Below are 15,717 nucleotides of genomic sequence, written 5' to 3' on the forward strand. Positions count from 1 at the left end.
GGCTACGGCACGCTGACCTGCACGCGGTAGTAGATCTGGGTTGCGTCGGTCCGATGGGCAAACCCGACGCCTTCGGCTGAGCCGGCCTGGTTGAGCTGATTTGAAGCGACCACCCATTCACCCGCCGGCAGGTTGGTGCTGTAGAGCAGGCTGTATTGCCGGTTGGCGGATGCCGTCGCCACGATTTCGTTCGTTCCCGACGCGCTGCTGAAGGCGGTGATTTCGAAGAGTGAGTTGCCATCGCGCGGATCGGTGTCGGCAATGGATTCGTCGGCGTTGTCCATGCCGTCGAGGTCGCTGTCGGCCGTTCCGTCCTCCGCCGTCCGCGGGTTGAAACCATAACCCAGCTCCCATCCATCGAGCATGCCGTCGCCGTCGGTGTCGGCGGCGGCGCAGGCGTATTCATGGGCGCCGATGTCGGCAAGGGCCGAACCATTGTTGTCGCCGTCGAGCGGACAGGGTATGCCGTCGATGTCGGCGGTGCGGTTCCCGGTGCCCGCATCGATGGCGGGGGAGCCATGGACCAGGATGAAATCGTGATTGGCCGCATCGGCAAAGAGCGGATCGCCGGTCATGTTGCCCGTTCCGGCATAGCCCTCTTCAACAATGCTGTAGGTGATGTCGGGAAAATTATCGTGCCAGACTTCGAGGTCGGTGGGCCCCGGCGCGGTGGTGATCGTGTTGCCGAAGAAGATGCAGTTGACGATGGTCGGCAGGTTGGCCGTTGCGCTGGCACTGTGCGATCCGTTGTAGATGGCCGCGCCCTTGTCCCACGCTTCGTTGTTGGCGAAGGTGCAGTTGACGATGGTCGGCGAAGAGCTTCCATCGTTGCCCATGGCACCGGCCATGATGGCATAGTTGCCGGCGAAGACGCAGTTGGTGAGGAAGGGGGAGCAATAGAAGTCGTTGTACATCCCTCCGCCTTTGCCGTCGCAGGTGTTGTCGAGAAAGCGGCAATTCACGAAGGCGGGATGCGTGGCCACATCGTTCTGTACGGCGCCGCCGCGCCCGCCGGAGGTGTTGCCGACAAACGTGCAGTTTTCATAGTAGGGGTTCGGGTCATCGTCGCTGCCTCTGGCTGTCGTACTGACCATGTTGTAGGCACCGCCTGCCTTGCCGGCATGGTTGTTGGTGACGATGCAGTTGTAGAATGAAGCGGCGGCCTGGAAGTTGATGATGCCTCCGCCGGCGCTGTGGTTGATGCCCGCCACGATGGCTTCGGCGCTGGTCGAGTTTAATCCCGTGTTTGCGCCACCGCCCGTGTTGGGGCCATCGGCATAGCCGTCGCGGATGGTGAACCCATCAAGCACGGCACCGGTGGCGTTGGTGCAGGAAACCACATGGAAGGAGTTGTCGGTGGCCAATCCCGGATCGCCAATGTTTCCACTGAGGATTGTTGGGTTTGCGATCCAGTCGCGCATGGATCGGTCGGTCTCGGTGCCGTCGAAACCGCCATACACCGCAATGTTGCTTTTTAGCAGGATGGTGGTCCGACGCAACGTTCCTCCGGTCGGGGCATAGGTTCCGGCGGCCACCCAAACCTCGGGGTCGCCGGCCGTTTCCGCCGCGTCGATGCCTTCCTGAACGGTATTGAAGGCGGTGGCCCAGGAGGCCCCGTCTTCGGTGCCGGTGTTTCCTGCATCCACATGGATGGCGGCTTCGGCGGTCGCCGCGAGAAGCAGCCCGGTCAGTAGATAGGAAAATGCTTTCATGTTGTTGCCCTGTTTTGATTGGTTGCTCATTGGAACACCACCGAAGTTGCATCCGAATCGACATCGGCCTCGCCGGTGCCGCCGCTGTTGTTCAGGAAGGTGTTGCCGGACAACGTCAACTCCGACTTATAGTCGTTGGCGATCGCACCGCCGCCGGTGCCGGCGGAGTTGCCAACGAACGACGTGTTGGTGACGGCGGTCTCGCTGCCCTCGAAGTTATAGATGCCGCCACCGCGATAGCTGGCGGAGTTGCCCGCGAAGGAGCAGTCGATGAAGACCGGCGAGGAGATGCCCACCTGGGAGGCGAGGTCGTCGGTAAAGAACGCGCCGCCCTTGCCGGTGGTGCTGTTGGCCGAAAACGTGCAATCGTGGAACCACGGCGACGAGCCGTAGTCCGCATAGATGGCGCCGCCGGCCCAGTCGGCGACATTGTGCGCGAAGGTGCAGTTGGAAAAGGTTCCGCTGCATCCATTGCGCAACAGTAGCGCCGCGCCTCGCTTGGCGGTGTTGTTGGAAAATACGCAATCGGTGAAGTCGGACGACGATGCGTTGTAGGCATAGACCCCCGCGCCCTCATGGGCATGGTTGCCGGTGAAGATGCATTGGTTGACGGTCATCGAAATTTCGTCCACGCAAAACAGGCCCGCACCGTGCAGATTCTGGCCGGCGCCATCCGCCTTTCCGCCGGTAATCGTGAACCCGTCCAGCGTTGCTCCGTTTGCCCCGACGATTACGTGGTAGCTGTTGTCGGCACCAAGGTCACCGCTGAGCGTTGTTACATGCGCCGCCGGATTGCGTTGGTCTTCGCTGGTTTCGCTGCCGTCGAATCCGCCAAGCAGGTGGACGCCGCTCTCCAGCATGAAGCTGGCGGAACGATCCGAATTCGTGGCGGGCCGGTAGATGCCTTCGGCCACCCAGACGTTGGCTCCGCCTTGCGCCTCGGCTTCGTCGATGCCGGCCTGCACGGTTTGGAATGCCGAAGTCCAGGAGGTGCCATCCCATGGGCCGGTGAGGTTGTCCAGGTCGACATAAACCTGCATCGGTGTGTTGGTCCAGCTATCGAGTTTTTCCGCGAGCGCGTCGTAGATGGCGGCATCAACCGTGCCCAGCGATCCTTCCAGCAGGTTGATCTCTTCCAGCGGATCGACCGAAAGGTTGTAGAATTCTTCGTCCTGGCCATCCTTGCGGATCAGTTTGTAGGATCCGCTCCGGATGCCGCGTCCGGAGCCGCCACCCGGCACCAGGTTGTCGGTTTCCACCAGCACGGAATCCTCGGCGGGGGCGAATGTTCCGTTGTCGAGGATCGGAACGAGCGACCGTGAATCCGCGCCCGTCTCCGGCGGAACCCCGCCCGCCAATTCAATGATCGTGGCGAAAAGGTCGGCCACGTGGACGACGGAATCGTTGGTGCGTCCGCCATCGGCCACATCGGCCCCCCAGATGAAGAAGGGGACGTGGGTTCCGCCTTCGTAGAGGCTTCCCTTGGCGCGCCCGGCAATGTCGTAAGGCGGTTGGATGACGTCGTTGGCGGTGCCGTTGTCGCCGATGAAAATGATGGTCGTGTTGTTGGTGTCGATCTCGTCGAGCAACCAGCCGATGCGGTTGTCCATGGCCTCGATGATCGCTTCGTAGAACGGGCGCGGATGGTTGGTGGTGTCCAGCCCCGTCAAATCCACCGTGAACAGGTTCGGGGGCGGTTGGTGCAGCGGCGTGTGGGCGGCGTTGAAGCCGATCCAGGCAAACCAGTTGTTGGTGCCCTGGGCATTGATCCATGCGGCGGCGTCCTTCGTGTTTTCGGTTGTGGCATAGGTTTGGGTAACGTTGGTTTCAACCCCGTCCACCACCTTGGTCCAACGGCGATAGTTGTTCAGTCCGCCACCGAGTGCGCCGGAAAAATGCGGCCACCCGCCCAGCTCGTTGGGGCCGTCGTTTCCGCCACCGAGGTGCCATTTGCCAAAGCTGGCTAGTTCGTAGTCCAGACCCTGGTCGGCAAAGATTTCCGGCAGGGTGTATTCCGCGGCCGAAAAGTTTTCCGACGACTGGGGGCTCAGCACGCCGGTGCGGTAGCCGTAGCGCCCGGTCAGGATCGACGAGCGGGTCGGCGAACAGGTCGGATAGGCATAGCCATTTGAAAACAGCACCCCGTCCTTCGCCAGGGCCTGGAGCGTCGGGATCGGCGGGAAGCTTGCCGTCGGATCGTCGTTCGAGATATGCAGGCTGTCGAGACCGATATCGTCGCCGATGATCAGCAGAATGTTGTTTTGCTGCGCCTGCGCGGCGGCATGGCAAAGCAGTAGGGCAATCAGTATTCGTTTCATGGGGTTTTCCTATTTCCTGTTGCGCTTGCCACGGGCCTGCGCCTGGTCTTTCGACGGATCGTAGTCGGGGTTCGGGGTCGGAAGCTGGGCGTCGGTTTCCTTGAGGCGCCGCTCCATCTTGGCCACCAGCTCTTTAAGTTTTTCCGGATTGGATGTCGAGAGGTCGTCCTGTTCGCCGATGTCCCTCGAGAGATTGAACAGTTCGTAGCGCTCGTCTTCCCAGTGCTTCAGTAGTTTGAAGTCGCCTTCGATGATGGCGGTCTGCGGTTTTTGCGGCCCTTGCCCGTAGTGCGGGTAGTGGAAGAGCAACGGCTTTTCACGTGCAATGCTTTTTGTTTTGCCTGTCAGCAACGGGGCCGCCGAGGTGCCGTCAACCTGGCCTGGATCGATTCCAACCCAGTCGCAGAAGGTCGGCATCAGATCGCAGCCGGTCACCGCAATATCCGATCGCGTTCCGGGGGCAATGCCGGGGCCGCTGATGACGAGGGGGACGCGGATGCCTCCTTCGTAGAGGGTTCCCTTGCCGGCGTTGAGCGGTTGGTTGTTCGGGCGGCGCGGCGAGCCGGGTGCGCCGTTGTCGGACATGAAAACAAGGTAGGTGTTGCGGGCGATGCCGAGGTCGGCAACGGCTGTCATCAGGGTTCCGAGGCTGGTGTCGAGATCCCAGGCCATGCCGGCGTTTTGCGAATCGGAATGGCGCTTGCCCGCCGGGAGCTTTTCAAACTTATCGCCGGATTCCTTGAGCGTCTCGATGGGGGAATGGACGGCATAGTGCGAGAGCTGGAGATAGAAAGGGCGACCGGCTTCCACCTGCTGCTTCATGAATTTAATGCCCCGCTCGGTGAGGCTGAAGATTTCCTTCGGATCGGATTCGCTTCCGTGCGTTTCGTTACCAGTGGCGCCGTCATGATAATCAAAACCATACATTCCTGCATCGTCGCCCTGGCCGATGTGCCATTTGCCCAGCAATGCGGTGGCATAGCCTTCGGCCTGCAGATGGGTTCCAATGGTTGGAAAATCTGTCGAGAGTTGGCCGGCCTGCTGCGGGGTGGTCAGCTTGCGTGTGTTATCGGAGCGACCGCCGCCGGGGGTGGTGATGTGGACTTCGGCGGGCGTCTTGCCGGTTAAAACAGCGGCGCGGCTAGGCGTGCAGAGCGAGGCGGGGGAATAGGCTTGCGAAAAGACCATGCCTTTTGCGGCGAGCTTTTCGAGGTTGGGCGTCAGGTAAAAATCGCTTTTTGAGGCGGCATCGCCTGCGATCATGGCGAGGGAGGTGCCGGTCCAGCCCATATCGTCGGCATAAACAAAAACGATGTTGGGGAGCCCATCGGCGGCCTTCGCCCGGTTGATGCCGGGGGCCTGTTGGGGGGCCGCTTCGGAGGGGCGTGTTTCGCGCCCGCCCCGATTCGGGGGTGCCGGCGCGGCGGCGGCTTCCTCGGGGGTAATGGTTCCGTCGCTATCGAGGTCGAGCAGGATGAAGCGTTGGATCGGCCCGCGGAATTCATCTTCGGTAATCTTGCCGTCCTGGTTGGCATCGAACCGTGTAAACAGGCGTTGTGCCGATGGGCCTTGCTTCCCGACGGACTGCTCGGTCCGGTGGCGGTCGGGGGTGGCATCGCCGGTCACCTGGTCGCTGACTGCGGATGCGGTGGCTGCCGCAAGCGCAAGCATAGGGATGAGGTATTTTTTCATGATGTTTTCCTGTCCGGCCATTCAGTCCCGCATCCGGTTTTTCGCCTGAGTCCAGGCACGTCGCCGTTTGTCGAGAGGTTCGCAAACATGGCGCGGTTCGTATCGGGTTCCGGTGTTGGCATGCTAACACCAACGGGCGCGGCGGCGGGATATTGTGGAGTGTTGTTATAATAATCCCAAGGTCGTGAAACCTGAACCGGCGAGTGCTTCGCTTTATGGTAACGCGGTGACGGGGCGGTCGGGATGAGAGGCGGACAATTGGATCTGGACCGCAGGTTAAGTTAGATTTGTCGCTTGGTCCCCTGGCATGAAAGGGTGGTACCCCGGGCGGGACTCGAACCCACTACCTACAGATTAGGAATCTATACCAAAAGATGAAAAACCTTAGAAAAAATCATGTAATGGCGATTAGTGGTGTCCTTGTGGTGTCTTTATTGTTGCAGAGTAGCCCCTCCAAGGGTACGGTTCGGGACAGTTCAAGATCCTAAACCCTCAACCACAAGGAAGGGCTACATATGAAAACTATCAAAGCAGCAGGCAAAAGCAAGCGGGCACCTAAAGGCATGGGCCGCCTTTACATTCGTGGAAAGGACCGGAAGGAATACCCAGCAGGGACTCCCAACGTAGAAGGCGGAGCTTATTGGTTAGCTTATCTGAAACCCACGGGCGCAACCGATGCCAATGGAAAGCCGGTCAAAAAGAAAACACGCGTATCCCTAAAGGATGCAGACGGAAATTCCATTACCACCAAGAAAGAAGCGGAAGAGGCTCAGAAGCGCATAATTCATCAATATGTAGCCACCAGTAAGGAAGAGCAGTTGATCAGTCTTAAAGCGAAGATTGAGGAAGCTACAGAAGAGCGCGTCAAAGCAGTAGAAGAGGCAAACCCTCCGCTTGCTATCAGTGAAGCATGGGAAAGCTATCGTGATAATCCCAAGGCCGACCTAACCAGCAATATTGATACTCTCAAAGGATATATTGGCTACTGGAAGGCATTTTCAGAATGGCTAGGGGAAAGAAACCCTCATGCTGTATACCTGCGGGATGTAACCGACAAGGATGCAGAAACTTATTCCAAGCATCTAAGAAAGCAGTTGGCGCGCGGCACCTATAACAAGCAAATCCGCTTTTTACGTTCCCTATTTACAGTGGTGGCGAAGGATGCACGTATAGCGGAAAATCCTTTTGAGGGAATCCTTACTATCGATAAGGAAGAGGAGCGGGATTCTCGCCGCGCGTTAAGTGTTGAAGAGCTGCGGACTATTCTGGAACGGGCGGAAGGTGAATTAGCGACTCTGCTGTTTCTTGGTACGTTTCTCGGGCTACGCTTGGGTGACTGCTGTACTCTCTCTTGGTCGGAATGTAACCTCGCAAAGGGGTTGGTCTTCCGGAAGACCAACAAGGCCAAGAAAAGGGTTTCCGTTGGAATTCCGGCACCATTAATGGAGCTCCTGCTTCAAACTCCTGCATCAAATCGTAAGGGATATATCGTTCCTGATTTCGCTGGTCGGTACACATACAGAAACGCGACCGGCGCAACTACACAACGAGGGTCCATTACTGATCAGGTTCAGAAGCATCTGGGGACTGTCTGCGGTATCAGGTTGTATAAAGAGGGTACCGGGAAGACACCTGAATATTTGGAGAAACTTAAGCAATGGGAGCAGGGCGGTTGTAAAGGTAAAAAACCCACGTATAAGCGCGCTGTTGTTGAGGTTGGGTTTCATTCGCTCCGGCATTCCTATGTTTCGTTACAGGCGGCTACAGGCACCCCTCAGGCTGTTGTGCAGAAGTTGGTAGGGCATGGAAGCCCAGCAATGACTGAACACTACACACACCTTGAAGAATCGACTGTTTTGCAGGCGGCGAGATCCTTAGACCATAGGATCATCGATGCCGACTTTGAGGAAGTGCGGACGGTGTCGCCATGGATACGGGAAGCACTTGGAACCGCAACGGCGCATAATTGGCAGGACGTAATTAACGAAGTGTTGGGGGGTGCATAGAATGCTATCGGAAGAAACATGGCAAAAGTTGGACACGGAACTTAAATACGAAAATGCCGCTCTTTCTGGCAATACCCGATCCCTTATTGAAAACCTCATATGCGATATAGAAAACGAACTGAGGCTCAGCAAGGAACCAGATCGACAATTGATCGGAGAGTTGCATTGCGTAGAAAATGCAGATGCGGTCTATAAAATTAAGAAACTGTATGACCAGTTATCAGAAAGTGATAAGCGCGAGTTGCGTATCAACCTATATGAAGCTTTCGGCGGTTACCCATATAAATTTCTTGAAGATAAGCTTGGACTGACTCATGCACAGGAGGTGAAATTTATAGAGTTTATAAAAGGGCGGGATCAACATAAACAAAAAGACCCAATTGCAGCAGCTCTTGAATGGGTGCTAGAGATGTCTGATCCACCCCAGAGAGGTAGGCCCAATGACGCGCGGACGGAAGCAAAGGAGATCTTATTTTGTGGTGTAGCTGAAATGTTTAAACCGCATTTTGACATATACCCCAGCAAAACGGTAGATGGAAGATTTGTATGTTTCATGGAAATACTTCTGTCCGATCTGGCACTGGTCAAATTACTAGGCAAACCAATGACATGTAATTCTATAAACAAATTCTGGAAGAAAATCGGCTAGGGTACATTATTGCACCTAATTTTGTAACCTAATGCAAGGCAGAATGTTATGTGACATTGAGATCCTTCGTGGGATAAGGAGTCGTTTTCGGGAGAGAACGACTCTTTCTCGTTTCAGACATAAACCCATGGAGGCAACCAGATGCAGACAGGTAATACAGAAGTAATTAAGATGATGGTCAACAACGACCCGACCATCCCCGACGAAACCCGCCAAGAAATCCTAGACGCACTATCCCGAAAAGGTGGAGGGCGAAAACCCAAGCTGATAACCCGCAAGAAGGCGGCGGAAATATTGGTGTGCTCAACCAAAACAATCGACCGCTATATCGAACGCGGTTTAATCCGGCAAATCCGGTTTACACAACGGCGTATCAGGTTCGAAGAATCAGAAATCATTGCACTTGCTCGGGACGGGGTTGGAGCATGAGTAAATCGACCCAAAAAAATGCCCCTGAGCCACGTTCTACGATCCTCAAACAGCAGGCCATGCTCCAAGAGGTAGCAGAAGACCACCGCAGCCGCCTTAATCATTTTAAGCGGGCTTACGAGGGGAATTCATTAAGGGCGGCAGTTACGGCTAAATGCAATGAGTGCACCTCGTGCGATACGGCCGCCATACGGGAATGCTCAGGCACGGCTTGTCCATTGAATCCATACAGGCCGTACCAACCGAAGGGCGAGACAGCAACACACTCGGAGGCCGAATCATGAAGGTTGTGAAAGTAGAGCCGTTAGCCAGCAAGGGCAATGTGAAAGCAACCGTGACCATTGAAACCGACAGCGGCGGCACCGTCGCAGGTCGATTGATAAAGCAGGTTGGCTATCGTGCCTACCTAGATCCCCCGCCTGGGTTGGCGCTGACCCACAAACAGAAACGCCATCTCCAGCAGGATGCGGTCAAGCGGTGGGCTTCGATGATTTCCGGTAGCCTTGAAGGCTTGCTTGACTCGGAAACCGTCTTCACGGGGAAACGATTCAAACGGTTGGGTGTGCAGTTGAAAGTGTTCTGCCCCGCCTGCGACCGCAATACGCCGAGTGAGTTCTCGCAAAAGACCGAGAACGGGCCGTACAGGAACGCGTGCTATTTTTGCGGGACGTTTCGCAAAGGAAAGCCGTTCATCGGTCGGCGGGAGATGGAAGAGATCCAAGATAGACTCAACGCCTGCGAAGGCAATGGAGAGACCCATGCAGACAAGCGAGTGGATTAGATCTCGCCGCCTGTTATGGGACGATGACGAATACATCCTGATTGCCAGCAGCGTAAAGAAGATCAGGCCCATGAAGCAGGCCGGTAAAGTTACCGTCCAGCCCAAGGCGCAGTATTGTTGCGGCAACTCGTTCAGGGCAGGAAGCACAAAACGCACTGACAACATCAGAAGACTGCATACATGGGTCATTGAGCACGACGAAAAAATGACTCTCCAGCATCAGCGCGATTTGTGGAAGTATGAGACCATGCCGCATACGCTCCGGGTCTTCTCCGGCAACAAATCAATTCATGTCTACATTCGGACGGTTGAGGACGTCGATGCCGAAACATGGAAACGCGTCGCAAAAGATTTGTTGCTGATCTTTCCATTCGCCGACAAGGGTGTTTTGGGTGGCAAATCTACCTTCTCAAGATTGCCTTGGGGAGTACGGATTGAAGGAGACCAGAGCATAGACCAGACGGTGGAGGCCACATATTCACGTATACCCCTGCAAACATTGCTCGATTGGATAGCCGAACAGGATGTGATAAAAGATAGGGAATGTGATATAGATATAGAAGAGTCCCGCCTGTCAGCAGACCAGTCATGCCCGAAAACGAGGAAAGAACTTGGCGAAAAATTTCCCGATCAAATGCGCCTGTACAAAAAACTCATCGAGCATCGGGTGATTGCTGAACAAGGCCGCCGCAATAGAGAATTGATCAAACTAATGAGCTTTGCATTTGACTCCGTCTCCGAAGAGGTTGCCTTGTTCTTTGCCGAATCGTTCTACAGACTGCATGCCCACGTTTTCGAAAACACCCTCGAAGAACACATGCAGAACGCTATCGATCACCAAAGAAACATGCTCGCCAGCTATCCCGCAAAACTCTCGCCGCAGGAACGCGGAATCTATGAAAACATGGATAGCCGCCGAAAGACCTTTTTCCGCATTTGCCGAAGCTTTTCAAAATGCGAGACAACCCCTGGCAGATCCTTCTTTCTACCCATGACCAAAACCGGTCATCGAATGAAACTTGAAACCGAACAAATAAACCGACTAGTCAAAGAGTTTATCAGCAAGCAAATCATCCGGCAAACAGAAGCCGGAACGCGACACCAATACACCAGCATCAGAGGACTGAAAAAAGGGAAGGCCGCAACTTACGAATGGGTAATATAATGAAAATCCTTATCTTTGGGAGAAGCGTAGAAACTGGACTTTTCAATCGAAGCAAGCCATTCGAGCAGGAAGCAAGCGAGTCTCGCGCGCGTGAGCATGTTGGCGGGGAACCGCTCCACGGTCTGAACCTCATGTATTTCCCCTATATGCACCAAACCCTGCATTTCTCCGCCGAGATGGGTAATGGGTTGCCTCAATGGGTATCTAGCTATTCTGGCTGAGATACTCATGCCTGAGAGCGGGGTTTGCTACCTTGTCGCGGAGAATGTCCCTGTATATCCGTCCTCAGTCCCTGTCCCGGTCATCCTGTCACCATCTACATACGCCTCAGCGCTCGTGGTCAACCCAGAAACTCGCCATTCAATTTTGAACCTAAACTTACTCTCTTCAACGGTTCCGGAAACCTGACCGGATTCACCTCCACCATATGCCGCACCTGTAACCTTTCCATCTATCTGAACTAGATCCAGCATGATCTCGTTGCCTCCAGACACTTGCCCTTCCCATATTCCAGTCACATCGACCGTTGGAGCCTTGCCCCCGTCATCGTCATTGCATCCGGTAAGTGTCATGGCTATACATGTAAAAATAGTCATGATAACAACTGCTTTTCTGTTCATTTTGCCATTTCCTTTCGTTGTTGTTACAAGGTTGAACTAACTCTACTGGCCGAAGGGTGACCGTCGATTAAACAACCTAGAAGCATTGCCGATGCTATGAGTGCTGGGATCATTCGTCTGATGAGTATTTTTCTTCCTTGTAAAATGCCAGTGCAAGTAGCCCCACGCCAATAACAACCAAGCGACCCCCAAGCCGCCATATATGAGGCCAACATTCACCGTCTATGAAGTAGGTGTCAAAAAGGTCATCATCCAAATAGAAGGCTATCAGCAACAGGAAGAATCCTACAATAAGTGCTATTTTACCGAGCTTCTTTATTTTTTTCATATCAGGATGCTTTTGCTAGGGTTCGGCTCTCACTCTGAAAAATTGCGCGTTGGTTTCCACGGTCATAGACCACTCAACCGAATCCCCCGCATTCGTCCAGCTTGTTAAATCGCTCGATTGCTCTAGTTGCAAGGATAGGTTTGCATACCCGTTGGACACTCCAAGCAACAATTGCCCGACTGCCACATCAACAACCCCCGATGAACCAAGTCCAAATTGATCTGGATTGTTGGCAATATATGTAGCGATCCAGTCATCCGGGGAAGTCGCATTCAGGCCGTTGTGAACCTCTGCAAAATCATCGAAGCCATCACCATCTGTATCGGCTAATAGCGGGTTCGTTCCATATCGCGCTTCTTCCGCATTGGTTAAACCATCCCCGTCGGGATCGGCATTCGAATCGGCGCTCTGAAATTCGTATGCCCCCATATCCACAACTACATTTAAAACACGCGGATTCCCGTCCAGATCCACGGCAGTATAAACATGAGCGTTTATGCCTGAATCAATACATGGCGAAGACTCAAGAAGTCGATAGTTGGCATTCGTGCGATTTACAAACATCGGCGCATTGGTCGTACAGCCATACAACCCATCGGTTACGCCGGACGAACAGGTAAACATCACCTTTGTGTTACTATACATATCGTCATAATGTACGTTGCTAGAATCATTATGATAAACAATGGAATTGTAAAGGGTACAGCTAAATGCGCCCCCGCCGTAGCTACTGGATCTATTATCACAAACCGTTATGTTTCTGGCCGTCGTGCCACTCACGCCCCCACCCTGGCCTTTTGCAAAATTTCCATAGATCAAGCTATTTTTCACATTACCAGCACGCAAACCGCCACCGTTTGCATCTGCATAGTTGCTGTAAACCAAGCAACTTTCTACGCTACAATCATAAATCCCGCCGCCCCCATTTCGAGCATCGTTGTTTCTTACGACGCAATCAACGACATCCGCATCAGCCACGCCTCCGCCGCGCTCATATGACCAGTTCCATTCCACAATGCAGTTCGTGACGATGCCTCTGTAAATGCCGCCACCGTTCAGCTCGGAGGCACAATCGGCTATAATGCAGTTCTTCACGATTGAGCCATCGTAGCCCAAAACCCCACCTCCATACGAAGCGGAGTAACCGTCAACAATTGTAAAGCCATCGAGGACACTTCCCGCATCCAGTTCAAATGCCCGGTCATACCAAAGAGGATCGACAGTAACTGAATCAGCTCCATTTTCGCTTTGCACGATCTGATATGATTTAACGTCAATAGCTTCGTTAATGAAATATGTGCCATCCGCGACTAAAATTAAATCGTATGATGATCCCGCATCAATTGCTGTTTGAATATCAGTAGCAGCCGTTGCCCAACTGGAATATGGAGGAGTCGGATTTGTACTATCCAAATCTACATATCGCGTGACTGCAAAGGAAGTTGAACACAGCAATAGACAAGACATTAATACTTTCATGCGATATCCCCTATAATGATTAATCATAAATACGCCTTTGCTAGGGTGTTCACCATGAAGAAAGCTAACCTGCTCTTATTTGGAATAAATCTAAATAGTCTCTGTGTGGCGCGGTGGCGATGCATCCACCTAGTATTAATTACTAGAAAATCCGATAGTACGAATATAGTACTGTATAGCTTCTACGCCCTGTGTGCCAATAACGCATAGTGAATACCGGCAAGGCACCGGGGCGGGGGTGCTGTGTACGGCTAGTCTATTGACAGGCTGGTTTTTGCGATAGGGTGCGTCAATGAGCATTAGACCATTATTGGAAACTATCGCGCACGCTGGCAACGAACATGGGCTTGGGCAACGCGTGGCTCAAGGAGCAAGGACTGGTCAGTCTGAAGGAACAATGGTCTCGGATGCACTACCCGGACTCGGTTCGCCGCTAGCACAGGGCGGAACGGAAACGGACGGTGCCTTGCGAACCGCCAAGTGCGGACCCGCATGCTTGGTGGTGTGGGGAGAGGGAGCTAGTCACTCCCTCTTACCCGATTGCAATTTCTTAATATTCAGATAGGATTTCTTTTCTCTTTTGTTTGTATTCGGCTTCAGTAATAACGCCTTGGTCACGAAGACTCTTTAAGGAGTTCAGTTTTTCTACAATTGGGTCGGCTGTGGTGGGAATACTATTTTGTTCTTGAGGCGAGATGTAGAAAATATCGTTTACATCTTTTTTTAGATTTTTCATCCAACTGGCTGGCATTGAACCTCCGTTTAGCAATCTTATTGGATCAGGTGTAAATGATGAGCCGATGTCAGTATATCGGATTTCATTTTCTTTAACGGTGAAGCTCAGCAAAGCATGATAGCCACGATGATTAAGCTCTAGTTCAATTTGATCTGCTTCAATTTGCCTCACTTGCCAGTTTCTTTTTGTTGCAGCAACAGAAACTGCTCGAATTGCGTCTGACTCTGTAACGTGAGGAGGAACTGTGGTGAACAATTCGTTTTTAGTAGGTGTTGTACAACCAGCAAAACAGCAAGTTGCTACTATGATGAGGAATGCATTTATATAATTCATATTTTATCTCTGCACAACAACGTTATGGGTGAGTTTCGGTGAACATAAACTTTGACCGAATCAAACCGACGTTTTCACTGTAAACTCCAGCCACTTGGTGGAATCGCAATTCAACATTATAGTTCTGATAGCCTCTCTTTAAACGAAGTCCGTATTTTGCTCAAAAGAGTACACCAGTCGTTCCTGTACTCCCTATTTGAAGCTACCATTTGCCGTATTCGATTTGTGTCTTGCCCGTCATAACTATCCACATAACCCTCTTCGAATTCATACAAGAGGGACTTTTTCCCAACACAGAAGCTATCAAGTTTTTCAAACAATAGTTGTAGGCTCTGAATATGTTGCTCTTCGAAGAATAGAGATCCTTGGTCAATATACGATTTTGCATCTGAGGCTTTTTTTGCAAGATCAGATATATTTCTTGGACTCACGTCTTCCCAAAGCCGATCAACTGCTTCGTTTACTCCTCGCAGGAGCGCCCACAATTCTAGGTATGACTCATACTGGGACGAAACATAATTATCTATAGCGATTCGTCTAATAGCAAACTCTTGCTTTGTTCGCTCTAGATCTTTGTCGCTAGATAGCTTAATGCGTGCTTTGAATGTTTCTTTGATGAGATCGCCGAAAAATCGTGATACTGCGAAGAGTATCACTGTTGCGCCCCCGACTATAGCAAGTATATCTTTGATTAGATCAAGCATTAGTTCTTTCACCTTGTGCGAACATAGTTATTGAATACAAATGTCACTTTGCACCTCAATAGCCTACTTGCAGCACGGTTTTTTGCAAGAAAAACGACATGTTTATAAAGAAATTGAGGGTTTAAGGTCATATAACACCCCAAACCGGGGTGCTTGATGATATATGTGTTAATTCGGGGAATCCATTATTCCATGCCCGCAAGGGCTTCGTTTTTCGCCTTTTATGATATGGATGCTTCTTCGAGCAGGGGGTGAAGGCGGGGGCGGGGGGAAGGCTGGGGCCGGTTGACAAGGCGGTAAACTTCGGTAGCCTGAAGCAATGCCCTCTAAACCGCTACCGCCTGAACACCCCTTTTATTCGCCTGTTCTCCGCGACTTCCGGCGATGGGAGCGGGATAGGTTGCCGCCTGCTTCCGGCATGGTGGGGCAAAGCGAATCCCATTTTCCCAGCAAGGCCGCCTATTCGGTTGCGGTCTATGACCACGACAAAGGACGCTGGACGCAAATCAAGGTCATGCTTGGGGGCGATGATTGGCGGATCATTAAGCTTTAACCGCGCCTATAGCCCAGAGTGCCCGTTTTTACCATGCGCTATCGACCAAACAGCCACTTTCTCCCCAGAGATGGGTGCTAGGTCATCTGAAGCCCCAGAGGCCAAATATCCCAATATGGTAATCGAAATTTGAAAAAAATAAAATAGGTTGCGGAGGTTCAAACCCTGCACCTCCCGGCAATAAGTCCGCCCCCCGATGCCCCCGCCCGAAC

Annotated in this window: 14 protein-coding genes; 6 read left to right on the forward strand and 8 right to left on the reverse strand. The window is 52.9% G+C overall.

Annotation, left to right across the window (positions count from 1 at the left end; genetic code table 11):
• Positions 1 to 2: 2 nt before the first annotated feature.
• Genes E9954_RS20990 through E9954_RS21000 form a run of 3 tightly spaced genes read right to left on the reverse strand, consistent with a single transcriptional unit; the run spans position 3 to position 5,722 of the window.
• On the reverse strand, positions 3 to 1,742 hold the full coding sequence (locus tag E9954_RS20990) for a choice-of-anchor Q domain-containing protein (protein WP_136081227.1): 1,740 nt from the start codon (positions 1,740 to 1,742) through the stop codon (positions 3 to 5).
• The gene (locus E9954_RS20995; protein WP_136081228.1) at positions 1,739 to 4,030 is read right to left on the reverse strand and encodes a sulfatase-like hydrolase/transferase; all 2,292 of its coding nucleotides are present in this window, start codon (positions 4,028 to 4,030) and stop codon (positions 1,739 to 1,741) included. The genes E9954_RS20990 and E9954_RS20995 overlap by 4 nt, the downstream gene beginning before the upstream one ends.
• 9 nt (positions 4,031 to 4,039) lie before the next feature.
• The gene (locus tag E9954_RS21000) at positions 4,040 to 5,722 is read right to left on the reverse strand and encodes a sulfatase-like hydrolase/transferase (protein ID WP_168442473.1); all 1,683 of its coding nucleotides are present in this window, start codon (positions 5,720 to 5,722) and stop codon (positions 4,040 to 4,042) included.
• Between the two features lie 515 nt (positions 5,723 to 6,237).
• Between E9954_RS21000 and E9954_RS21005 the strand changes: the two genes are divergently transcribed.
• The 5 genes from E9954_RS21005 (at position 6,238) to E9954_RS21025 (ending at position 10,752) form a co-directional block, all read left to right on the forward strand.
• Entirely contained in the window at positions 6,238 to 7,728 is a 1,491-nt protein-coding gene (locus E9954_RS21005) for a tyrosine-type recombinase/integrase (protein WP_136081230.1), read from the forward strand.
• A 1-nt stretch (position 7,729) separates the two neighbouring features.
• On the forward strand, positions 7,730 to 8,377 hold the full coding sequence (locus E9954_RS21010) for a hypothetical protein (RefSeq protein ID WP_136081231.1): 648 nt from the start codon (positions 7,730 to 7,732) through the stop codon (positions 8,375 to 8,377).
• A 141-nt stretch (positions 8,378 to 8,518) separates the two neighbouring features.
• Positions 8,519 to 8,806, forward strand: coding sequence for a helix-turn-helix transcriptional regulator (locus E9954_RS21015; RefSeq protein ID WP_136081232.1), 288 nt, complete (start codon positions 8,519 to 8,521; stop codon positions 8,804 to 8,806).
• A gap of 280 nt (positions 8,807 to 9,086) precedes the next feature.
• Positions 9,087 to 9,587: a hypothetical protein gene (locus E9954_RS21020; RefSeq protein ID WP_136081233.1), complete on the forward strand. Its 501-nt coding sequence runs from the start codon at positions 9,087 to 9,089 to the stop codon at positions 9,585 to 9,587.
• Entirely contained in the window at positions 9,565 to 10,752 is a 1,188-nt protein-coding gene (locus tag E9954_RS21025; protein WP_136081234.1) for a hypothetical protein, read from the forward strand. Before E9954_RS21020 ends, E9954_RS21025 begins: the two co-directional genes overlap by 23 nt.
• Before the next feature lie 248 nt (positions 10,753 to 11,000).
• Here E9954_RS21025 and E9954_RS21030 read toward each other — a convergent pair whose 3' ends face one another.
• The 5 genes from E9954_RS21030 to E9954_RS21050 all read right to left on the reverse strand — a co-directional run bounded on the left by E9954_RS21030 (position 11,001) and on the right by E9954_RS21050 (position 14,952).
• Complete coding sequence (locus E9954_RS21030) at positions 11,001 to 11,372, reverse strand: hypothetical protein (protein ID WP_136081235.1); 372 nt, start codon at positions 11,370 to 11,372, stop codon at positions 11,001 to 11,003.
• A 109-nt stretch (positions 11,373 to 11,481) separates the two neighbouring features.
• A complete protein-coding gene (locus E9954_RS21035; protein ID WP_136081236.1) occupies positions 11,482 to 11,700 on the reverse strand; it encodes a hypothetical protein in 219 nt (72 codons plus the stop codon).
• A gap of 15 nt (positions 11,701 to 11,715) precedes the next feature.
• Positions 11,716 to 13,179, reverse strand: a complete 1,464-nt coding sequence (locus E9954_RS21040; protein ID WP_136081237.1) for a thrombospondin type 3 repeat-containing protein — start codon at positions 13,177 to 13,179, stop codon at positions 11,716 to 11,718.
• 550 nt (positions 13,180 to 13,729) lie between these two features.
• On the reverse strand, positions 13,730 to 14,248 hold the full coding sequence (locus E9954_RS21045; RefSeq protein WP_136081238.1) for an SHOCT domain-containing protein: 519 nt from the start codon (positions 14,246 to 14,248) through the stop codon (positions 13,730 to 13,732).
• Between the two features lie 116 nt (positions 14,249 to 14,364).
• Complete coding sequence (locus E9954_RS21050) at positions 14,365 to 14,952, reverse strand: hypothetical protein (RefSeq protein ID WP_136081239.1); 588 nt, start codon at positions 14,950 to 14,952, stop codon at positions 14,365 to 14,367.
• A gap of 400 nt (positions 14,953 to 15,352) precedes the next feature.
• Between E9954_RS21050 and E9954_RS32680 the strand changes: the two genes are divergently transcribed.
• Positions 15,353 to 15,505, forward strand: a complete 153-nt coding sequence (locus E9954_RS32680) for a hypothetical protein (RefSeq protein ID WP_168442474.1) — start codon at positions 15,353 to 15,355, stop codon at positions 15,503 to 15,505.
• Positions 15,506 to 15,717 lie beyond the last annotated feature (212 nt).

The organism is Pontiella desulfatans (genome assembly GCF_900890425.1).
Lineage (GTDB): Bacteria > Verrucomicrobiota > Kiritimatiellia > Kiritimatiellales > Pontiellaceae > Pontiella > Pontiella desulfatans.